At 40.3% G+C, this 22813-nt stretch carries 14 protein-coding genes; 9 read left to right on the top strand and 5 right to left on the bottom strand.

The features are described from left to right. Window positions 1–185: 185 nt before the first annotated feature. A complete protein-coding gene (locus DK846_RS14815; protein ID WP_109969779.1) occupies window positions 186–539 on the bottom strand; it encodes a winged helix-turn-helix transcriptional regulator in 354 nt (117 codons plus the stop codon). Between the two features lie 97 nt (window positions 540–636). Here DK846_RS14815 and DK846_RS14820 point away from each other — a divergent pair, with 97 nt between their 5' ends. From DK846_RS14820 to DK846_RS14830, 3 genes are all read left to right on the top strand, one after another. Further along, entirely contained in the window at window positions 637–1287 is a 651-nt protein-coding gene (locus tag DK846_RS14820; RefSeq protein ID WP_109969780.1) for a DUF1847 domain-containing protein, read from the top strand. 109 nt (window positions 1288–1396) lie between these two features. Continuing rightward, window positions 1397–3724 carry a PAS domain S-box protein gene (locus DK846_RS14825; protein ID WP_109969781.1) on the top strand — a complete coding sequence of 776 codons (2328 nt, stop codon included), beginning with the start codon at window positions 1397–1399 and terminating at the stop codon, window positions 3722–3724. 383 nt (window positions 3725–4107) lie between these two features. Then, entirely contained in the window at window positions 4108–5865 is a 1758-nt protein-coding gene (locus tag DK846_RS14830; protein WP_109969782.1) for a C1 family peptidase, read from the top strand. 114 nt (window positions 5866–5979) lie between these two features. Here the strand turns inward: DK846_RS14830 and DK846_RS14835 are convergent, their stop codons facing one another. Continuing rightward, window positions 5980–6726: a hypothetical protein gene (locus DK846_RS14835; RefSeq protein ID WP_109969783.1), complete on the bottom strand. Its 747-nt coding sequence runs from the start codon at window positions 6724–6726 to the stop codon at window positions 5980–5982. A 202-nt stretch (window positions 6727–6928) separates the two neighbouring features. On the opposite strand from DK846_RS14835, the gene DK846_RS14840 reads away from it, so the two are divergent. Next, window positions 6929–7390, top strand: a complete 462-nt coding sequence (locus DK846_RS14840; protein WP_109969784.1) for a hypothetical protein — start codon at window positions 6929–6931, stop codon at window positions 7388–7390. A 227-nt stretch (window positions 7391–7617) separates the two neighbouring features. On the opposite strand, the gene DK846_RS14845 is transcribed toward DK846_RS14840, so the two are convergent. Further along, on the bottom strand, window positions 7618–8067 hold the full coding sequence (locus tag DK846_RS14845; protein ID WP_109969785.1) for a response regulator: 450 nt from the start codon (window positions 8065–8067) through the stop codon (window positions 7618–7620). Window positions 8068–8392: 325 nt separating this feature from the next. On the opposite strand from DK846_RS14845, the gene DK846_RS14850 reads away from it, so the two are divergent. Continuing rightward, complete coding sequence (locus tag DK846_RS14850; protein WP_181391809.1) at window positions 8393–9796, top strand: PAS domain-containing protein; 1404 nt, start codon at window positions 8393–8395, stop codon at window positions 9794–9796. A gap of 98 nt (window positions 9797–9894) precedes the next feature. Here the strand turns inward: DK846_RS14850 and DK846_RS14855 are convergent, their stop codons facing one another. After that, the gene (locus DK846_RS14855; RefSeq protein ID WP_109969787.1) at window positions 9895–11943 is read right to left on the bottom strand and encodes a methyl-accepting chemotaxis protein; all 2049 of its coding nucleotides are present in this window, start codon (window positions 11941–11943) and stop codon (window positions 9895–9897) included. 142 nt (window positions 11944–12085) lie between these two features. Continuing rightward, window positions 12086–14383, bottom strand: a complete 2298-nt coding sequence (locus DK846_RS14860) for a sensor histidine kinase (protein WP_109969788.1) — start codon at window positions 14381–14383, stop codon at window positions 12086–12088. 858 nt (window positions 14384–15241) lie between these two features. Between DK846_RS14860 and DK846_RS14865 the strand changes: the two genes are divergently transcribed. The 4 genes from DK846_RS14865 to DK846_RS14880 all read left to right on the top strand — a co-directional run bounded on the left by DK846_RS14865 (window position 15242) and on the right by DK846_RS14880 (window position 22813). Further along, window positions 15242–17476: a PAS domain S-box protein gene (locus DK846_RS14865; protein WP_109969789.1), complete on the top strand. Its 2235-nt coding sequence runs from the start codon at window positions 15242–15244 to the stop codon at window positions 17474–17476. 76 nt (window positions 17477–17552) lie between these two features. Beyond that, entirely contained in the window at window positions 17553–19961 is a 2409-nt protein-coding gene (locus tag DK846_RS14870; RefSeq protein WP_245926574.1) for a methyl-accepting chemotaxis protein, read from the top strand. Window positions 19962–19970: 9 nt separating this feature from the next. Next, window positions 19971–20537, top strand: a complete 567-nt coding sequence (locus tag DK846_RS14875) for a chemotaxis protein CheW (RefSeq protein WP_109969791.1) — start codon at window positions 19971–19973, stop codon at window positions 20535–20537. Window positions 20538–20584: 47 nt separating this feature from the next. Then, window positions 20585–22813, top strand: a complete 2229-nt coding sequence (locus DK846_RS14880; RefSeq protein ID WP_109969792.1) for a methyl-accepting chemotaxis protein — start codon at window positions 20585–20587, stop codon at window positions 22811–22813.

Below are 22813 nucleotides of genomic sequence, written 5' to 3' on the forward strand. Positions count from 1 at the left end.
TATTTTGGAGGATTCAAACATCACTAATAACACATTTATTTTGATTAGTGGCAAAGTTGGGTTCTAATATCCCCATACATTGCATATCGTGAAAAATCCGGGTAAATTTCTCTTATTATCTGAATCCAGATACAATATTTGATTATATCAACGGAGTTATTTTAAAAAATACTGGTGAGGACTGGTTAACAGACATCCATTGTCATTCCTTCAGACTCCAGATACTCAGCCCCCCAGACTCTGATAGCATCAAACACCGGAAAGAGGGCTTTTCCATGTTCAGTCAGGGCATATTCTACCCGGGGAGGGATTTCAGGAAATATGGTTCGTGTAATGATCTTCTGATTTTCAAGTTCGCGGAGATTGAAGGTGAGGGTATTTGAATTCACATTATGCATCTTTTTCTGGAGGTCAGTAAATCTCAGCGGGGAATTTCGAAGGTGCCAGATGATGAGGATCTTCCATTTGCTCCCAAGAGTTTCAATAAACAATTCAACCAGGCATTTTGATTTAATTTCATGTTTTACCGATGATTCCACAATAGTTATTTTTTGATTACTATATTAATTCTGTTTCTCTGCTTTGAATAAATAACTAAAGGGATAATAAGAACGGTATTCTAAAAGGAGTCAAATCATGGATAAAAATAGCCCTCAATGTGCCAAGTGTCAGATGATGAGATGTGGGTCTCAGGATAAGACCGGTGGTGTCCCATCCTCCTGTCCAACAGTCCGGTATGCAGATCTCATCGAAGAAGTAAAAGAAAAATACCAGCTCTCTGAAAACCAGGCCGTTATCCAGGGGTGGTATACATTGATGAGTACTATCCTGGATCCTCAAAAACCACGTGAGAAACTATCCTGGACAAGAGTCGATGAGATCATGGAGTATGCGAAAATCCGGGGCATGACAAAAATCGGGATTGCGACGTGTTATGCACTGATGTTTGAATCGAAGTTGCTGACAGATATTCTGGAGATAAACGGGTTTCGGGTTGTTTCAGTCTCATGTCTCTGTGGAGAGATAGATCCAGAAAGCATGGGAATGCACGGGCCAGTGTTTTGTAACCCAATATTGCAGGCAGAAGTACTGAATAAAGAAAAAACCGAGTTAAACATCATGGTAGGCCTGTGTGTCGGTCATGATATTCTGTTTCTCCGGTATTGTACTGGAGAAACAACACCTTTGATTGTCAAAGACCGGGCACTGGGTCATAATCCCGTTGCTGCTTTATATATGAGCCAAAATGCATTTTACCGGGATCGATTCATACGGAACCGTTCATGATCTACCCATCATCACGGATTTGTATACTCAGTATCGGTCAGGTGAGCAGAATTGATCATAGTAATAGTGTCAGCTCAAGAGCCTATTAATCCTTGAAAAAGAAGTATTAATGCAAATGTCCTTGTTTATATCTGGGGTAGTTATTTCTGATGAACGACCGCTAATGCCAGTAATACCCAGGTTTCACAAGAATTATTCTTATATTGTCAATATCGGACTCATTATCTTTATCATTTTGGTTTTGATACAGGCATTATGTCCTGTAGTATCTGCAGAAGATCCAACTCACTTTCAAAACACATCACCAGTTTTAGATCATCCTAAAAAAACTATCCTCTTTGTAAGCGATACATCAAATAAATACCCTATATTCCAACTTTGGGAAAAGGGACTGGCACAAGGACTAGCAAAAGAGAAGGACTTTACAATTGATCTTGTTGTTGAACCCCTGGATATCATCCGATATAAGGACCCCGTATATATTGATCAGATGATCACTCTCTATCAATATAAACTTGAAAAGTTGAAACCCGATGCCATATTTACATTTAATCAAGAATCACTGGATATTTTACGTCGCACAAATAGTACATACATACAAAACATTCCCATTATCACCACTCGGATGAATGGTACAGATAATCCACCAAATATCCTCCTTATCCCATCATTTCCCATTTTTTTTAACCAAACCATCGAAATGGCTCTCTCACTCTTACCTGATACCAGGCATGTTTACATCATCGCTGGAAATAACCCATCAGACAATGCTGATACCCTTCAAGTAAAACAGTCAATCGATCAAATGGAACTGAAAGTTCCTGTTGAGTATTTAACAAATCTTACACTTGAAGAGTTAGAACAGCGGGTATCCAGTCTGCCAGATAAGTCAATTATCTATTATATAAGATATTCAGGTGATTCACAGGGCAATTATTACATCCCTACAGATATTGTTAGCAAAATCAGGGAGATAACAGATGTTCCGATATTTGGCGGAACTGATACATATATTGGTAAAGGAATCGTAGGGGGTTATATCCCCAGTACTCCCATTAGGGGAGAAATGGTTGCACAGACCATTATTGATTATTTACATGGTAAAACTCCAGGAGATTCATATTTCCGTCCTTCTGAATATATGCAATATGTTTTCGACTGGAGGGAGATCAAACGGCTTGGGATTAATCAATCAAATCTCCCAAAAAATGCTCAGATATTGTATAAAGAAGACAATATCTACGAGAAATATTACGGCCCCATCCTTCTGGTCATTTTTATCATTTTCGTAGAGTCACTTCTCATAACCGGGCTTCTCATCAATCGAAGAAATCGTATTCTGGCAGAACGAAATCTCAAAGAAAGTGAAGAAAGGTTCCGTGTTCTTGTAGAACAGGCACCTGAAGCCATTACCGTGATTGATATTGAGAATAACCAGTTTATTAATGCAAATAGGAATGCTGAACGATTATTTGGATATAATCGGGATGAAATACTCAAACATGGCCTGAACCTGCTTTGTCCCCCTGACTCAACAGACTCCATACAGATCAACCGAAGTATACAAGACAAGATGGAAAAAGTAATGAGTGGGGAAGAAGTCATTTTTGAGCAGACTATCAGGAGTATAGATGGCGTCAGCACTCCCTGCGAAATTAGATTTGTCAAACTCCCTTCTCAAAAAGCACAATTAATCAGGGCTAGTTATATCGATATCTCCAGTTATAAACAGACAGAGGCAGAACTTGAACATCGGGTACAAACCCGAACAAATGAGTTACAAATCGCTCAGGAAGCATTCAAACAGGCCAATATCAAGTTGAATCTGCTTTCAAGAATTACGAGGCATGATATCCTGAACGGGGTTACCGCTCTACTTGGATATCTTGAGATGTCCCGTGATTTGAAGCCAAGTGAACAAATTGATGAGTACCTGAAGAGTTGTCTCAATATCACGAAGATTATTCAGAGCCAGATTGATTTCACCAGTGTTTATGATAACATCGGAACAGAATCCCCTAAATGGCAGAATATTGAATTAATTCTGGAAAAAATTAAGAGTAATTTTTCAACTCAACTCAATTTCCATGGTAATGTACATGGTATTGAGATCTATGCAGATCCGCTCCTGGAGAAGGTATTTTTCACATTTATTGAGAATACTATCAGACATAGTGTACATGCAACAGACATATGGGCATCATATGAATTGAACAATACCGATCTCATCATACGGTATGAGGATAATGGCATTGGGGTGCCAAATTCAGATAAAAAGAAGATATTTAAACGAGGTTTTGGAAAAAACACGGGATTTGGACTTTTCATATCTCAGGAGATACTTGCCATTACACAATTAAACATTGAAGAGAATGGCGAAGAAGGTAAAGGAGTACGATTTGAAATTACTGTCCCACAAAAACAGTATAAACTCTGAATCGCACTACATATTCCTGAACTTAATGAATCAGGTAAAATATCAAGTATCTGGAGAAAAACCATAATCCATGAGATGTCTTCCGATAACAAAAGGAAAAACACGCAATGGTATAATCTGGGCTGTATCCCCACCAGTCTTCATGGATTATGGAATTAAAAGTACTGATAGTGTTTCCTATTTTTCAATCAAGATAACATCACGTTAAATCTGTTTTAATGCAATATTTCACCGGTTGATAATCGTTAATTTGAGTATGTTCTTTCATAACATTTGAGCGTTCTGATACACAATTCAAAAGATTTAGTAAAAGATCTGTATTATATCTCATAATCTCATCATATACATTCAGAGCATTGAATTTCATTTCAGGGGAATCTCATATGACCATCAAAATAACCACAAATCCCATTCAGAGTGGGCAGGTAATCCATAGAAAAAAATTCCCCTTCAATGAAAGAGTAATATCAAAATGTTTAGTTGTTTTTATACTCTTTATCCTTTCAGGCTGCATACTCCTTGTAGTATCTCCAGCAGCGGCACAAAACCCGGATAATAATAATACATCAGGAAGCAATTTCAGTTTGAATGGTTTATCACAGGGTCTTCAGACAAACAATTCATCCATTGTCCCCCAGATTTCAAATCATACCAATGCTTCATCAATACCAGAATCACAGGAGGATGTTTCTGAACAGACAATTCACAACTGTGTAAATTGCACGACCAGTAATGAATTGTACACCAGTTGGGATAAAATGCCCCGGATTAGTCAGAACGAAGAGACAGAGAAAATTGATGCGATAAATAAGAATATTACCAGGGAACGGAGGGACTGGGTGGCCGGTCATACTTCGGTCTCAAACCTGACACCAAAAGCATTCAACCAGTTACTGGGATTTAAACTTCCAGCAGAACTGAATAACACATTCTCCTCAAACTTAACCGTATCAACAGAGGCTGCAGATGATGTATCTTTTAGTTCACTCCCATCCTCTTTCACCTGGAGGGATAATGGTGGTGATTATACAACACCAGTCCGTAGTCAGGGTTCCTGTGGTTCCTGTTGGGCATTTGCCTCAACGGCAGTATTTGAATCATTTTATGAACGCCTATACCAAAACCCATCATTAAATCCTGATTTTTCAGAACAGTACCTGGTGAGTTGTTCAGATGCAGGATCATGTGCTGGGGGATATAATGCAATCAGATACTTCATTGACTATTCAGGAGGCGGAGGAGTCGGGACTGTCCTGGAGTCTGTCTATCCCTATACAGCATCCGATTCAACGTGTATTAATTTGAATGGGTATACCCGATATAAGGCACCAAGCGGAACATTCTCAAGTGGGGCAACATTCCCCTCTGTTACTCAACTGAAGCGGTATTTGTATACCTACGGCCCTCTCCTGATTTCTCTTGGAGTAGATAGTTCCTTTAGTGCATACACCGGGGGGATATACTCCAGTTCATATAGCGGAGAAGTCAATCATGTTGTCCTTCTTGTTGGATGGGGAACAACAAGCAGTGGTTCTACGTATTGGATCTGTAAAAACTCCTGGGGATCAGGATGGGGGGAATCTGGTTTTTTCAGGATTCTTGATGGTTCAAACTATATTGGCACGTATATTGCCTATATGGGATATTCCTCCCTGACTAAACCGACAGTTTCATCAATCACACCACCCACAGGAACCACGGGAACAACAATATCAATAACAAATCTTTCTGGTTCGAATTTTTATACTGATTCTCATATAACGCTGACTAAATCAGGATATACTACCATTGATGCCACCGATGAATCATTAAGCTCAACAATGAAAATGACAGGGAAGATAGATCTTTCAGGGGCAGTCCCTGGTTCCAGGAATGTAGTGGTGACCAACTCAGATGGAACGACCGGGACACTGACTAACGGGTTTACCATACTCCCAAATATTTCTGCACGATTTTTCGGTGTTCCCGAGACCAGCGTCTATCCCTATACTGTGCATTTTTATGATGTATCTGAAGGTAATCCAATCTCCCGGATTTGGAATTTCGGTGATGGAAATACCTCGACCGAAAAAAATGTCACCCATACATACACGAAGGTAGGAAACTCTACAATCACCTTAACTGTGTATGATGGATATTAATCGAGTATATGGATTTAAAGAGTTTTCAAGCCGTATCCTAATGATACTCCTTTTTTAAATCCCTGAATAGATGCATTCCATACTCCTCTATCTCCAGTTTTATCGACTTGAAAATTACTCCCGTACAATGGAGTCCTCTGCCTCTGTAAACGGATTTGTCCTGATTGCAAGTGAGAACAGGTATGGATAATCAGCCTTTAAGTATTCCAGATATGTTATCCATACCGGAACAATTTGGGAATAGATCCGTGTTATGTCACCTGAAAGGTGGATGAGATCACTATCAGGCAAGTCTTCACACATTCCACGGTGTTTTAATTCATCGGTCAGATGAAACACTGCCTGCAGAACATCAGTGAACGATTCATGCTCTAATAGAAAGGGATTTTCCAGTAACCTGACGAGGAAATCCTCTTTGCTTATAAGCATCTCCCGAAGAATAAGAAGATCATTGCATGAGAACTGAACTTTGTATTGGGCCTTCATTGACTCTTTTTTCTTACGGACATATATAGAGTGATCCCAGGTTTTCAATGATGAATAAAATTCCATTTTAGCCTGAAAATCCATGTCCCGGATTGAGAAAAATCTCATAAGAGGTGCTCCTATCTCTGAAAAAAACAAACCGATAACCATATTGAGTTTATTGAGTTTGCTTTTTCGGGCCTGTCTTTCCAATAACTGGTGAAGAATGAGGGTGACAAGAAGAACCTCAATCGGGAGGAAGGCAAGATCATGGAGAGTATATATCAGAATGTGATCAAGGTCATGAAATGCCAGGTAATGGAGAGCAAACAGCGCTAAAGAGGAGAAGAGAAGACATATTGCAAAAACCGTGAGCCAGTTTTTGTTTGATACCATGCACATACATTAGGGTTAGCAAGTATGTTTCTTTCGATAATGGATGATCCGAACACCCATCAAATGTATCAGAGTTCTGTATGAATGCATATGTGGGTGGTGATGCAAAATAACAGGATTAATAATGTATTCAATTCTCATTATTATCTATAATCCTGATGTCGGTATCAGGATGAATCCGTGTATATCAGATTGAGGTACCATGAGTAATAATGCAATTAAAGTTGTAAGTATCCTTTTTGCTGTAATGATAATACTGCTCCCAATGAGTTGGGCATTTGTTGTAACTCAGACACCGGGACCGTATTTTGCAACCGAATCAAACCAGGTGCTTGATGCATTAAAGGCAGCAGGCCTCAATTATTGTGAACAGACCGAATCAACCTGGCAGGTTACCGGAGCTCAGGGAGGAAAGAGTGTCCGTATCTCTTCTGACTGTTCCAAGAAGTCATCTGACACAACGATATTCATCCACACTCAAAAGTTTGACTCAGCCCAGGATCGTGACGACGCGGTCAGATTAATACAGAAAACCATAAACATGAACGACCTCAACGGAGGAGTCTACACCTATGGTTCATATGTCATTGCAGTTCAGGGACCAACCGGAGGAAAACCAATATCTGAAACACTGAGTCAGGTAAAGGCTGCATTACAGAAATAACACATCTTCTTTTTTTCTCAAAAACGAGTTTATTGTAAACCAACATCAGCCACAATATATTTGCTTTTCTATAAAAACCATTAACATCGAGACGATATGAGTTAAAAAGAAGAAAACAGGAAATATATTTGCATATATCAAAAAAGGGGACTATTCAAAGTTTTAATGCGGATCTGAGAAAATATAATTCTACTTAAAAGCAGAGTCACGATCAAATTTAATACGGGTCATTCATAGGATAACCGACGATTAATACACCCTATCAATGTATCATACATGCACCGAGGTTCTGTCCCTTTCTCCAGAAACAGTATTTTCTCTGATATTGTGTGAATACTTTTAATTTCAGCCTCGGTTTTGTGTGAATGAATGACAAATGGAGTTGTATCACCTCTATACCTGATAGTTTCTAAAAATGCAATTCCATTTACCACTGGCATTTCATAGTCTGACATGATGACATCATACCTGCACTCCTTTAATTTTTCAAGACCTATTTGAGCTGAACAGGCAGTATCTATCACAAAAATGCTGAAACGTTCAAGTAAACGTTTTGTTATAAAGAGAATCTCTTCGTCATCATCAACAATGAGAAGGTGAAACTGAGGGAACGGATGAATACGGTCATACATATGCATTGGATACAGGAAATCCCTGGAAGATGCAAATTCATCCATGCAATTCACCACAGTCTCTATATATTATCTTCAAAGAACCCGGAGTTTTATTAGAGATACATGAAACAACAAAGGTATCATGATATTGGAGATGCAAAATGGGTTTTTTTGCATAATGATGAGATCATATTTCTCCCCTAAAAAACTTTCAATACTTTTTTGCAAGCCAAGTATTTATATTATTGACTAGTGGCGCCACTTAGCATTCAAGTATATATTGAATAATGTGGTTTATCGTATGGATACAGAACAGAAAAAAATATTTTCAATCTTATCATCTGCTACAAAACCGTTAATGATATCAGAAATCGCTAACATATCCTCAATGAACCGCCATACTGTTGCAAGAAAACTTGATTGCCTGGAGATACTCGGGAGGGTTAGAAAGATAGAAATTGGAAATGCCAAAAAGTATTTTGCAACCAAGGCAGTTCAAATCTCCAGTATCATAGATATCAGTACTGACCTCATCTTTATACTCAATGAATCCTGGGAGATTCAATATGTGAATCAGGCTGCACAGAACTTTTTTGAAATATCTCATACGATGGTGGGAGGAAAACGGTTTGATCTCCTCAATCTTGAGATCTTTTCATACCCTGAAATTATAAGAGAATTAAAACGGTTTTCATTCGAGAGAGTATCCAGAGTTCGTGTTCCTCATACAATACATGATGAAACGCAGTGGTATGAAATCTCTCTTATGAACATCTCACTCAGACCAGGATCAGTGTCTATCGCCTTGATTGCTTCCAACATAACAAAGGAGTATCAGACTGAACAAAGGCTTCGTGAAAATGAGGCTATGTATAGATCCCTTTTTCAGTATGCACCCATAGCAATAAACGAAGCAGATTTATCCCAGGTTAAAATATACCTTGACAATCTTGAAAAAACAGGGGTCAATAACATCAGGTCTTTTATGGATACGCATCCTGAAGTTCTGAAAGATTGTATGAACCTGATACGTATTAATAATATTAATCAAAAAAGTTTAACCGATTTTGATAACATCTATATAAGCCAAAAAAATGTGTTATCCTATCTGTACCCGTATTACACTCCTGATACACTGGACAACTTCAAAGATTTATTTATAACTCTGAAAAATGGGTCGGAATATGCACATTTTTACTCAGAAATCATCAGCATAACAGGGAAAATCTGGTATTTTTCAAATTATGTTTCGGTTGCATCTCCTGATCATGATCTTTCACGAGTATATATTTCATATCTGGATATTACCAAACAGAAAAATGATCATCTTCAGGTACTCAAAACAAATAAAGAACTCATTGATGTTAGTGAAGAGATAATAGCAAGAGATCGTGAGATAAAGGAACTCATCAATAAACAACAGACAGAGATACATAAATTAAGAACCTTTCATTCACTTTTCTCAGACATTCTCCATGCAACCAACCTCCCTATCCTTATCTGGGATTCATCCCTGACAATTATCTGGATTAGTGTAACATTGGAGAATCTCTGCGGATACAAGGAATTACATCTCTTAGGAAAACCAATATGGAAATTATTCCCCAAGTCCCTCCAGACTTACCAGACTCAACTGATATCAAATTCTCCCAATAAAGATGAGATAGGGCTTGTCATAACCTTGACAGATAAATCAGGAAAAGAGAAAATGTGCCACTGGAAATGTATCAAAAAAATAGCAATACCAGATTCCAATGAAATGTCAGGAGCTATCCTGAAGGAAATTTCCTGATATCAACACAATCAGATCCATAATCTTCACTGCAACAATGAGGAAAAATCTTTTCTGCATATGAAAAGAGCACGAAAAAAGGAGCCAGGATGCGAAAATCAGGCATTGAGCCTTGACATGGATTCATTTATCCGGGTTGCAATAATTGAGAGATTTCGCACCACCGTGGAGACCTGGTGAATACCAGACGATGATCTCTCTGATGCAGCAACAACTCCTTTTGCATCGGTGACCATCTCTCTTGAAAGACTATCCACTTCGGTAATACTGGCGGTGATCTTTTGAGCTGCAGCAGTTCCTTCTTCGGTCAGATCCGCAATTTCGGTCATATGATCTGAAATTTTCCTGACCTGTCCTGCTATACTATGGAAATTATTGATAGAATCAGTGATAGCCTTAGAGCCTTTTCCTACTTCAGAAGTTGCCAGATTCATGGCACTCGCTGCATGTTCAGACTGCTTTTGAAATGATGATATGATTGCTGCAATATTTTCTGATGAGTTTTGAGACTGCTGAGCAAGAACTTTGACCTCATTTGCGACTACGGCAAATCCTTTTCCAGCATCTCCAGCACGGGCAGCCTCAATTGCAGCATTTAACGCAAGAAGATTCGTCTGGTCAGCAATATCACTGATAATTTCAACAATATTTCCGATTTCATTCATTTGCTCTGTTATTTCATTGATGATAGTATCCACATCACTCACTGCACTATGAATCCCTTTGATCCCATCTTCAGCAATAGCTACCTGGGAGATTCCATTGGATGAAATGACATTCGCTTCCTGACTTATCCGGTTTACCATCTCAACTTTGGATGCTATTGTAGAAACGGATGATGCCAGTTCATCCATTGCACTCATGACATGCTCTACAGAATCAAGATTGGTTTCAGCATTCGTACTGACTGATGCTGAGTTCTGCATAACTGAGGTGAACTCTGTTGTCACCTGATCAACATGTTCTGTGACTTCCTGGGAAGTCGCACTCAATGTATTGATTTCATGTGTTACGTCCCTGATTGCTGCTCCGAGTTCAGTTCCAACATGAATACCAATCTGATTTATCTTTTCTTTGAGCACCAGGAAATCTCCCTCTACTTGTAGGGATTCATCAAATCGTGCGCTAAAATCTACATGTGCATACCGTTCTGCTACCCTCAGAGTTTCATTGACCGGCTTGGTTACAGTATCAAGCAAATCATTTACATTTTGCACTGTAACAAGATATTCTCCATCAAAATTCTGTGCCTCAATTTTTGTATCCAGAATCCCGCATTTTATGTCATGAGCCGTTTTCATAATCGCTGCATTGGTCTGCTTTGACATCTCCATATTTCGTTTAATTTCGTTATTGTCTGCCTGAATCCGCTCGGCCATAGTATTAAACGATCTTCCAATCTGGGAGATTTCATCATTTCCGATAATATTAATCCTGTATGAGAGATTTCCGTCCCCTATCTCTTTCATACCCTGGAAAAGAGCATTGCATCTTCGTGTGAGATTACGGATAATGAACCAGGAGATAAATAGGAGAAGTATTGAGCAGATGATGGTTATGATGATGGTTGTGACTATTAACGATTCGTATATGGAATGACTGTCACTATAACTCTTGTATGCACTCTGATTGTTGAGTTGAATCAATTCCTGAAGTTTTCCATAGGCTTTCATCCGTGGTGGAATCGCTACCTGAGAATACTTTGCATTTGCTTCATCATCTTTCCCTTCAAGTCTGAGTTGGTTTATCTGGGAAGCTGCAGAGAAATATTCTGATGAGCCTTGCTTAAGATCGTTGAAGACTTGTTCCTCATCACCGGTCATTTGAACAGATTTATACTCATCCAACAGTTTCTGATATGAGATAACTTTAGGATCGACCTGAGTGGTAATGATATCCTTCTTTTTGGTCAGGTTTGGTTCCAAGGACATTTGATAGGCAGCAATCGCATATGAAAGCATTTCAGAATAGGTATTGAGCGCAACTGTAGAATGATAATATTTGTTTTGGTACAGTTCCTCCATCTGTGAGTTTGCTTGCTGGGTAGAGTATACTCCGAGTACCCCGACAATAACGATGACAATAATGGAAAAAGCTACCAAAATGAAGAGTTTTTTCCGTAATGTCAGATCATCGATATGGATCATTACGTGAAGGTTTCGGTGTACTGGTATAATAGAAGATTGATTTTTATCTCTATCGTTATATATATAATATAGAAAATCCTTACAAGTTTTTTAATTACTCCTCATCAGCCAGGAATCCGGGATCCGATGAGGAATTTGCCTATCATGTGGTCAAATTAAAAATTACAGATTTCCATTTTCCTGTTGGAACAACCATCTCAAACCTTACCCCTTCTCCGGGTACTCCGAATTCCCTGATTGTCACTTCACTTATCGCCAGGATCTGTTTTGAGACGAACAGTCCAACCCCGGTATGCTTTCCAAATGACCAGTCAAAGATACGGGGTTTATCAGCCTCAACAATCCCAACTCCATTATCCTCATATTCTATGATAAGATCTGAATCCCGGATTGTTGCTCTGAATGTGATATCAGTCACATGACCACCATGTCGTGATGAGTTTTCTACGAGAGTGTAGAACACCTTTTCAAGCATCGGATCAGCCAATATCTCGACAGGTACAAGATCAAGATGCCATTTGAATGTAATTGTTGGAAGAAGCAGGTGAACACGGTTAATGAGTGTTTCCAGGTTTTGCCAGATTGGATCAGTTGTTCCGATGTTTTCATAGACCCTGGTAAATTCTATTTGTGCCTGAACAGCCCGGGTCAGATTCATGCAGGATTGCAGGTATGATCTGATATTATCTTTGGTAGTATCCTCAAGACACAACTCCAGATATCCCAGAAGTCCGGTAATCTGGTTGAGGATATCATGACGGGTTATACCAGTCAGGAGGTTTAGCCTGATATTTGCCTGTCTGAATGCTTCCTGAGTTGCATGAAGTTCCCTGGTTCTCTCTGATACAATGGTTTCAAGATCCTCATACAGTCGGGTCAATTTGTCTTCGGCAATTTTTCGAAGAGTGATATCAGTAAAACTTGCCCTGATTACTTTTGGACCAAGATTTGGGAGGCGAACAATGGTTACGTCACAATAGATCTCTTTTCGATCATATGTGGTTATGACCCGCTCAAAACCAACAACCTGTCCTGAAAAGATCTGTTCAAGATGCTCCTGAACAATTACCGGTAGATTACTATCAAGCTCTTGTGCTTTGGCATAAAATCCGGAATAATCCAGAGAGCGTAACTGCTCCATTGAGCATCCAAGCAGACTCAATGCTTTGGGATTGGCTTCAATAAATCTATTCTCACCAAGATCATACACAATGATGGCATCAGGGGCGTTGTTTATAAGTGTCCGGTACCTCTCTTCGCTTTCATGAAGACGTTTTTCTGCTGATACCCGTGACCTCCGGTTTAGTACAAGTCCGGCAATAAGCAGAGTTTCAGAAGCGATGATGATGAGAATTATAATAATCGGTAGCGAGTATTTATCCCAGACAGACTCCTCTTTGTCAACAAGGATGCTCTCCTTGGGAATGCGGGAGAGATCAATATTAAACCGGGACAGTTCTTTCCAGTCAAATTTGTATACTCTGATCTTATCAGGATCGACTATTTGTGATACCGGGAGCGTTCCAGATAATGATTCTAGAGCAAGAGACCCAACTTCATTTCCATACTTTTCTGGGCTGAGCAGGTACCCTCCGACTATCCCACGCTGAATATATGATTCGCTTGGCCCAAATATGGGAGCCCTGGACTTTGAATATATCCGGATAAGAGAGTCTTCAGGGCTAAAATGGTTTCCTTCTATGTCCTGTGCGAAACTAATGTAATAGATTGCCGAATCAGAAGTAATATTTGATATTTCAGGCAATAATTCGTCATGGGTCTGATTAATGAGGTAGGTTACCGGAATTGACAGGTTCATCCCAGAGATCTGTTTTTGGAGTACTGTTAATTCATCAATTTCATCACGACCGAATCCTGATATCACATAAATGTGTTTTACATGAGGAAGAAGAGATAAGATCACACGGATATTTTTACCAGAGTCATATCCTTTTTCAGTAACAACAGGGATAATCGTCAGGTTTTCTACAGGCCCTGGATCAACATCACTGATAATTGGAATACCTTTGACAAGTTCCGGTGGCATTCTTGATAATAATTCAATAGCCAGAATATCTTTGGTAATGATTACATCAGGCTTTAGGGTTTCAATTTTATGCCGGTACAGATCATCAAGTATTGAAAGATTATTGTCGTTACGATAATCAGGAATATTCAGATATTCTGTTACGAATTTTAATTGTACCGAGGTATTTTTCTCAAGTTCTTCACTAATGCCTTTGATGAACAGTGATTCATAAGGGCTCTTCCCATCAGTTGAAACAAGTAACAATACCGTTTTTGAAGAGTAATCCTGAAAATTCAGGGATTTTTGATTGTCAGATGGAATAATAAATTCAGCTGATACCTGAAATGAAAAACTACAGAGTAAAATCAACACAAGAATAGTCTGCTTTATAGCCAGCGTATAGGGAATCATGTATCAATAAAAACGATTTTTGAATTAATCAGAATCAATGGAGAGCTTTAATATCTATATTGAATGTAATCATTGTTCAACGATTTTTAAAAAGGTTGTTGTAACCATATTCCAGGATACTTGGTTTCCCGGCAGGATCATCAGATGATAGTAAATGAATTCATTTGCCGTGAATTATTCTTAATTGATACCATTGTATCTGTAATGGCCTTGGTTTATCTGGTCAATTGAAGCTGTGACCTCTTTTGTTGCTACTGCTGATTCGTTTGCTTCTTCTGCAGTCTTCTGCACCGCCCTGTTCTTTGATCGATCTGATATCTTCCATCATTTTGTAATCTACCTCTTTAATTATCCTAACTATCTGGTCAAAAAATTCAAGTACTTCAGTCACAGCATTGTTTCCTTCCTTGACTTCTGTTGCTTAAGTATTCATAGAGTCTGATACAAGTTGTAACATTTTCTGAAGGATTCCATTCATTTTTTTACAATATTTTTTAAGACTATATTAGTCCCCAATCTAATATTTGATACTTATAACTACTACAAATGAACAACCATCTTCATCTACTTACCAAGTTTTGATGGTTACAAAAGGAACATGGTGAATTATAAGATCTGCAATATCGAGAATCTACACGATGGTCGATATCTTTTATCTTTTTTTTGAGCAGTGTAACACATTTCATTTTCTGAATCGTTACTTTATTCAATCTAAATTTAAAGATCTAAACCACACGAAAAAATAATAATATATGAATATTATTATAATCAGTGCATTACCTAAAAAGATCGGATACCGCTATTTCAATCCGCATGGATCAACAATTGATTTAAATACTAATAGTGGAAGGAATAGATATGGCCTCTTCGATGAAGGAGAATACCACCCCCCAAAGGATTCTCTCTTATCTGAAGGAATGTCCAGAAGGGGCCAACATTATTGAGATATCAAAACAACTTGGTGTTGGGAGAAACCAGGTTGCCAGACATCTGGCTAACCTCAGTCAGGTTGGTCGTCTCGACCTTTTTACAGATGGGAATAATAAGATCTACCGGCTTGCCCACCGGATACCGTTTCATTTATTTTCCGTATACCCTAAGGGGGGAGCGATCGGGTTTAATCGTTCACTTCTTGTACAGGAAGTGTCAGAACGGGCTCTTACCATTCTTGGATGTTCTGAATCTGATCTTATCGGTACATGGATTGAAGATCTGCCTCAACCCCTGTTTCAGGAATTGAATCTTGGCTCTGTCACCCGGGGGATACTTGATGAAAAGATATCAACCCCACATACTGTTACCGGTGAAGTTGGGGGAAGATTTCTGGAAATTTCACTCTCCCCTTGTATCTTTGATGATTCAACAACAGGCGTAGTTGTTGTCATTTCTGATCTTTCTGATACTGAAAAGATACTGGAAACAGAGCGACTATTATCAGATCGGTTTGATGCACTCATGAGAGAGAGTGAGGAGTTTATAGCTGACCTTGATGCAAATGACCGGATTATCAGGGCAAATTATGCACTTGCACGTTGCTTTGATACTGATCCCACCAATCTGATTGGTTTACTCGGGCTTCCATCTATCTCCCCGGAAGATTTGCTTTTAATTAAACAAACAGCATTTTCAGATCCAAATACTTCAGGCAGGACCTCTGCCCCGGTTGAAGTCAGGGTTATCACACATGATGGAAAGATCAGATACCAGAAATGGCTTGCATATCGTGAAGAAAGGAATGGGATCCTCTGGTCATTACACTGTATCGGTTCTGATATAACAGAGCAAAAAATACAGGATGAACGAATCAGGCTCTATGAATCCGGCTTATCTGCAATAGTAGATGAGAGGACGAATGAACTTCGGGAGATTATAAAAAATTTAAAGTCCCAGATTGATGGTCTACAGAGAATCGAACAGCAACAATACATAAACGAAAGCAGGTATTCGAGACTTACCGAAACCGTCAGTGAGATCATCTGGGAGACTGGTGAAGAACACCAGTTTACCTATGTAAGTGATAAAGTTCAGGAGAGCATTGGGAAAACTTCCGAGAACCTGATTGGAAAACATTTCTTTGATCTCATAGACGATTCAGTTGGACAGGCCAGGGCGTTAGATTTTGTCTCTCTTTTGATATCTGGCAAACCAATTGATCGGATGGTTACACCCATACGAAGTGTCGACGGTTCAACCCGCTGGTTCGAGATATCGGGTGTCCCGAATATCGGTCCTGACGAAAGTTTTCAAGGATATTGTGGAATTGCAAATGATATCACCGAACGGGTACTGCAAGACGAGTTAAAAACAGAACTTCTCTCAATTATTGAATCGGCAGCACATATTGTTGCAATTACACGCGAAGATGGTTTCTTTTCGTATCTCAACAAAGCAGGTAGGAAATTTTTCGGCCTCTCTAATAAATCAGACATTACTAAGGCCTGTTTTTTCTCCTTTATTCCAGAATCAGATTACCAGGATTATCTTGCAAAGAGAGCAGAAGCCGTCGAGATTGGGTACTGGATGGGCGATTCCACCATTATGTCATATGATGGAACATTGATCCCGGTTTCACAGATTATTCAGTATCACCGGCATGAATCAACGAAAAAATCCTATTTCTCAACGATAATCAGGGATATTTCCGATCGTCTGGCTTTTGAACAGGAACTCGCAACTGCATATGAATATTCACGGATGCTTACCGAAGTCAACCCTGATCTCATAGCCACATTTAGTGTTGAAGGAAAAATCCTTGATGTGAATGCCGCTGTAGAGCGGGTTACCGGATATCATAGACAAAAACTCATAGGAAATGAATATTTTCAGTTTTTTTCAGAACCTGAAGAGATTAAGACATTACATGGCAAGGTGCTTACCCAGGGTTCAGCAATTGAGTTCACAGCAGAGATTACTCATAAAAACGGGAGGAAAACTCCAGTAATCGGAAGATCTGTTGCATTCAGGGATCAGTCAAAAAACATGAGAGGGGTGTTTGCAACTGCAAGAATAATTCAACCCGGGTCTGAAGAAAAAAGCAGAGAGAAAGGACCTAAAAAACTAAAAGATAAACTCCGGAAACCTCCTCCCGGATAAAAATTATCATTGCCCAGGTCTGGAGGAAACCTGGCGTAGTCATTGAATGAAGAGGAGGCTTAGTGAGGTGGAAATTATGAGGAAAATTGAATTCAAGTCTATTAAAACAAAATTAATCGTATCGATGGTTGCCCTTGTGCTGGTCAGCTGTATCATCCTTGCATCGGTGAGTGCAATAAACGCACGGAACACTGTTGAAGGGAAGATGCACGGAACGTATAACGCTGTCGGGCTCAATTCTGCCGGACAGATGACCCTTATCCTGCAGGAAGGATTGGATCTCGTAAACATGGTGGCAACAAGACCAGCAAGCATCGACCTTCTTACAATAGAACAGAAATCCGGAATAAATCAGGAGAAACGTACAATCAGTAATACTGGATTTAAAACGTCTGCTGACAGGACCAGTGACGCATTTGACAATGTCATGCTCGTCAACCTGGCAGGAGATGTTATCTCATCTAACAAGCCGGAGAACATCGGAAAAAGTTACAAGGATATTCCATTGTTTACCGAGGGCCAGAAAGGCAACTATATCTCAACCCCGTATCTTGACGATAAAAAGGTTCCAACACTTGGATACGCAACCAATGTCATAGACTCAGAAAATAAAACTGTAGGAGTGGTGTTAGTCACTACACCGATGGAATCGGTTGAAAAGATCGTCCTCGATCCATCGGGCTTAGGTTCAACTGGCAAAGGAATGATTGTTGATCTCAATCAGGGAGGTCTCATTATCAGTCATGTTAGTGGTTCAACTGATGCATTCCTGAACAAAAAAGCCAAGATAGACATGATCCAGGAAGGAAAACTCAATTACTGGAACAATTTTATGGGTGAGAATGTTCTTGGGAGCAGATACGCGGTAAAAGAAAAACCCGGATGGTTCCTCGTGTACATGGAAGACCAGGGAGATGCTCTCAAAGATATCAATGCCATGATCATGATGATGATCATCATCACGATCCTGATCATCATCGCCGGCATTGCATTTGCCTATTATCTCGCAAGGAGTATCGCAACCCCGATCATCGCTCTTTCAAAAGCATCTGACGATCTCGCTCTTGGAGATGTCAACCAGGAGATCACATACGTTTCACCGGATGAACTAGGTACTCTGGCTGATTCATTCAGACGAATGATCGAGAATTTTAAAGGAAAAACACAGGTCGCATCAGCCCTTTCAGTGGGAGATCTGAATGTTACGGTTCCGGTTGCATCAGACAAAGACTCACTTGGCCTTGCCATGAGCCAGATGAAAGATACCATTACCGATATGGTCACCACCGTTAAGCGAATTGCAACCGAAGCAGAAGCAGGACACTTACAAGAGAGAGGAGATACGGCTCTTTTCAACGGTGAATACCAAAACATCATTTCCGGCCTCAACAACACCCTTGATTCAGTCATTAATCCGGTTAATGAAGCCATGCGACTTGCCGGATCCTATGCAGAAGGTGATTATACAGATAGAATCGATGAAAACCTTGTGGTTAAAGGAGATTTCATTCCATTCAAAGAAGCCTTAAACCAGATTGGTATCGCAGGCAGTGTGGCGATTGGCGGAGTGAAGAGTGAAGTTGAGAGCCTCACTGCGGGAATGGAAGAGACCACTGCTAGTGCAGAAGAAGTGGCGGGCGCCACAAACACTGTTGCACAGAGTTCTACTACTGTAAGCACCCTTGCCGAAAGGAGTGGAAATGGTATTATCCAATCCCTGAAAGCAATGGAGGATCTCTCCAATACCGTGACCGAGGTTGCAACAAAAGCTGAGCAAGCTTCAGCACTGGCTAAACAAACTGTTGAACTATCAGAAAAAGGTGCAACACTTGCCGGAAAAGCAGAAAAAGGAATGGAAGGGATCATGCTGTCAGTTGATGAAACAAATGAGATCATCACTGATATCACCGGTCAGATGGAAGAGATCGGCAAGATCGTGGACGTTATCACAGGAATATCAGAACAAACCGGACTTTTGGCCCTCAATGCAGCTATTGAAGCAGCTCGTGCCGGAGATGCAGGAATGGGATTTGCAGTTGTTGCTGATGAAGTCAAATCCCTGGCTCTTGAGTCTCAGAAATCAGCGGAAAATATCGCTTCAATCATCGGAAACCTTCAGAAGAAGTCACAACTCGTATCAGACTCCATGAAGACTTCAGCTACTGAAGTCAAAGCAGGAAACAGTGCTGTCACTGAAACACTTGATGTTTTCAACGAGATCGTCATGGCAATCAATGAGGTTCATCACAACATGATGGAGGTTGCCGGAGCAACTGAGGAACAGGCAGCTGCAGTTGAAGAGATTACTGCAAGTGTACATGAGGTTGGAAACCTGGTGCAGAAGACTGCAGAAGAAGCAGTTGGTTCTGCAGCAGCCACAGAGGAGGTCACCGCCTCAATTGATCAGATCTCAAGAGCCATTTCAGAAGCTTCTTCATCGATTCAGAGAATTTCAGAGGAGATGAATCGATTCACGACTGCCTGATGAAACAAGATGAAACATATTACAGTTGAGAAGAGAGAAATGGAGCAAATAATGCCTGAACCAGGTATAAACCGGGGGAGAGGTCTTACCTCCCGTTCCCGGATCAAAGATACTGAACAGGTGGTGGAATTTGTTATCGGGGATGAGATGTTTGCAGTAGACCTCTTTGATACCAGAGAAGTGATCACTACTCCTGATGTTACACCAATTCCAAATGTACCTCCTTTTATTACCGGGATTATCGATCTCAGGGGCGTCATCACTACAATCATAGACCTTCGGGTGATGATGCATATCACCCGGGAATCAACAGGAAAGAAACAATCAAGGGTGATTGTTCTTGATAAAACGGTGAGTGAGAAGATGATTGGAATCCTCGTGGATGATGTCTATTCGGTTACAACCTATAGTAAGAAAGATATTGATCAGGAGGCTCATTCATCAAACGAGGGTTCACGTGATATTCTTGGAGTAATACGCAAACATCGCAAGGATGGGATGGGAAAAGATAAGAATATCCTTGTGATATGGCTTGATATAAAAAAGATGATACAGCGAATAGAGACGGATCTTTAATCATAGAGAACCAGGACGTTAAAAAAACCACAATATTAGGAGATATAATGGATTTGAACAATGTTGATCTACTGAGCACTGAAGAATTAAAAGCAGTAATTTTAACCCTTCAGGAAGAACGTAAAGAATTAAGCATTTTTGTTGAAGAAATGGCCCTGATGAGGCAGAACCAGAAAGCCGGGGATATAGAGTGGTTCATGCCTGTAGACAGATTCACCGGTGTGTACCGCACCATGGCAGAAGGGGTGAATGAGCAGGTACGTGATCATATTGGGGTTAAAAAACGAATTGTAGAAGTAATACGACATTTCGGAGAAGGGGATTTCTCTGTTGAGATGGAACAGCTCCCAGGGAAAAAGGCATTTATCACTCATGATGTCAACATGTTCAGATCCCGGATCCTCGAACTCTTCTCTGTTCTCAATGATTTAACCACCGCTTCAGCAGAGGGAAAATTATCAACCCGGGCAGACATCTCAAAATTTGAAGGAGACTGGAAAAACCTCGTGCAAAATATCAACAAGATGCTCGATGCCATCCTTCTCCCTATTGGAGAAGGAAACCGGATACTCCGGCAGATCAGGGGAGGAGATCTGCGGGAGCGGGTTGAGATTGAGTGTTATGGCGATCATGAGGAGATGAAAAACGCCATCAACGGAGTGCATCAATGGTTATCAGAACTCATCGAGTATGTCACGAAGATCTCAGCCGGAGATATGACTGCCCAGATGAGTATGGCATCTGATAAAGATCAGATCTATGAATATCTAATACAGATGAAAGAGAGCATCAAAGCACTTGTTGCAGATGCAAACATGCTCTCTCAGGCAACCATTGACGGAAAACTCGAAACACGTGCTGATGCCACAAAACACAGGGGAGATTATAGAAAGATCATAGAGGGAGTCAATAAAACTCTTGATGCAGTCATTGGACCTCTTAATGTGGCTGCAAATTATGTAGACCGAATCAGTAAAGGTGATATTCCGGTTAAGATCGCCGATTCGTATAATGGTGACTTTAACACGATCAAGGTTAATCTCAATATTTGTATTGACGCAGTCAATGCGTTGGTTGCTGATGCAAATCTGTTATCTAAAGCGGGAGTAGAAGGGAGACTTCAAACCCGTGCTGATGCTTCCAAACATCGGGGTGATTTCCGCAAGATCGTGGAGGGAGTAAACGAGACACTTGACAGTGTTATCATCCCGGTCAATGAAGCACTCAGAGTATCAAAAGAGTATGCAAACTCTAACTTTTCTGCACGGGTTGATCCCTCTCTTAATGTATCAGGTGACTGGATAGCATTCAAAGATGCCCTGAACAACATCGGAATCCAGGTATCAGAGGCAGTCGGGCTCATCAATAAACAGGTAATAGATCTTGCTTCTAATGCAGAAGAGGCAACTGCAAGTACTGAGGAAGTGGCAGCTGGTGCACAACAGGTAGTGCGAATCACCGGGGAAGTCAGCAGTAACTCTCGGCAAGGAGAAGATAGTATCATCCAGGTACTTAAGGCAATGGAAGACCTGAATATCACTGTAGCTGAAGTATCAAGAAAGGCAGAACTAGTCTCCATGACAGCAACCCAGGCCAACGACTTTGCAAAGAACGGGGTAGAACTCGCTCAAAAGTCTGAAACTGCAATGAATGAGATTAAACGTTCATCGTCAGAGGTTGATCAGATTGTTAAAGACATTAATCAGAAGATGGATGAGATCGGTAAGATCGTCCGTTTGATATCTGACATTGCAAATCAGACCAACCTATTAGCCCTGAATGCTGCAATAGAAGCTGCACGGGCAGGTGAAGCAGGACGTGGATTTGCTGTAGTTGCAGCTGAAGTCAAATCACTGGCACAGGATTCTCGCAGTTCGGCTGAGAATATCGCAGATATGATAACTGATCTGCAAAATAAAGCTAAAATGGCGAATACTGCAATGGGGCATGCAGGTGAGACAGTGGAGATGGGCAGTTCAGCCCTGCTTGAAACCCTGGATGCTTTCAACCAGATTGCATTATCGATTGATGAGATAACCAAAAATGCAACCGATGTAGCATCTTCATCTGAGGAACAGGCTGCATCTGTAGAGGAAGTCACTGCAAGTATCAATGAAGTGAGCAGTCTTATTCAGAATACTACAAAAGATGCAGGGGATGCTGCTGCAGCAACTGAAGAAGCATCAGACGCTATTGAACAGGTTAACAGAGTTATCGGGAATGTGAGCGGGATCGCAGATGTAGTCTCAAAGGAGATGGCAAAGTTCAGGATTTAG

Source organism: Methanospirillum lacunae, from assembly GCF_003173355.1.
GTDB lineage: Archaea > Halobacteriota > Methanomicrobia > Methanomicrobiales > Methanospirillaceae > Methanospirillum > Methanospirillum lacunae.

Excerpts from the sequence above, each read along its gene's own strand:
- DK846_RS14860 (WP_109969788.1), bottom strand. The coding sequence starts at position 14,383 with ATGATTCCCTATACGCTGGCTATAAAGCAGACTATTCTTGTGTTGATT.
- DK846_RS14870 (WP_245926574.1), top strand. The coding sequence starts at position 17,553 with ATGAGGAAAATTGAATTCAAGTCTATTAAAACAAAATTAATCGTATCG.
- DK846_RS14825 (WP_109969781.1), top strand. The coding sequence starts at position 1,397 with ATGCAAATGTCCTTGTTTATATCTGGGGTAGTTATTTCTGATGAACGA.
- DK846_RS14850 (WP_181391809.1), top strand. The coding sequence starts at position 8,393 with ATGAACCGCCATACTGTTGCAAGAAAACTTGATTGCCTGGAGATACTC.
- DK846_RS14875 (WP_109969791.1), top strand. The coding sequence starts at position 19,971 with ATGAAACATATTACAGTTGAGAAGAGAGAAATGGAGCAAATAATGCCT.
- DK846_RS14865 (WP_109969789.1), top strand. The coding sequence starts at position 15,242 with ATGGCCTCTTCGATGAAGGAGAATACCACCCCCCAAAGGATTCTCTCT.
- DK846_RS14820 (WP_109969780.1), top strand. The coding sequence starts at position 637 with ATGGATAAAAATAGCCCTCAATGTGCCAAGTGTCAGATGATGAGATGT.
- DK846_RS14840 (WP_109969784.1), top strand. The coding sequence starts at position 6,929 with ATGAGTAATAATGCAATTAAAGTTGTAAGTATCCTTTTTGCTGTAATG.
- DK846_RS14880 (WP_109969792.1), top strand. The coding sequence starts at position 20,585 with ATGGATTTGAACAATGTTGATCTACTGAGCACTGAAGAATTAAAAGCA.
- DK846_RS14830 (WP_109969782.1), top strand. The coding sequence starts at position 4,108 with ATGACCATCAAAATAACCACAAATCCCATTCAGAGTGGGCAGGTAATC.
- DK846_RS14835 (WP_109969783.1), bottom strand. The coding sequence starts at position 6,726 with ATGGTATCAAACAAAAACTGGCTCACGGTTTTTGCAATATGTCTTCTC.
- DK846_RS14845 (WP_109969785.1), bottom strand. The coding sequence starts at position 8,067 with ATGGATGAATTTGCATCTTCCAGGGATTTCCTGTATCCAATGCATATG.
- DK846_RS14855 (WP_109969787.1), bottom strand. The coding sequence starts at position 11,943 with ATGATCCATATCGATGATCTGACATTACGGAAAAAACTCTTCATTTTG.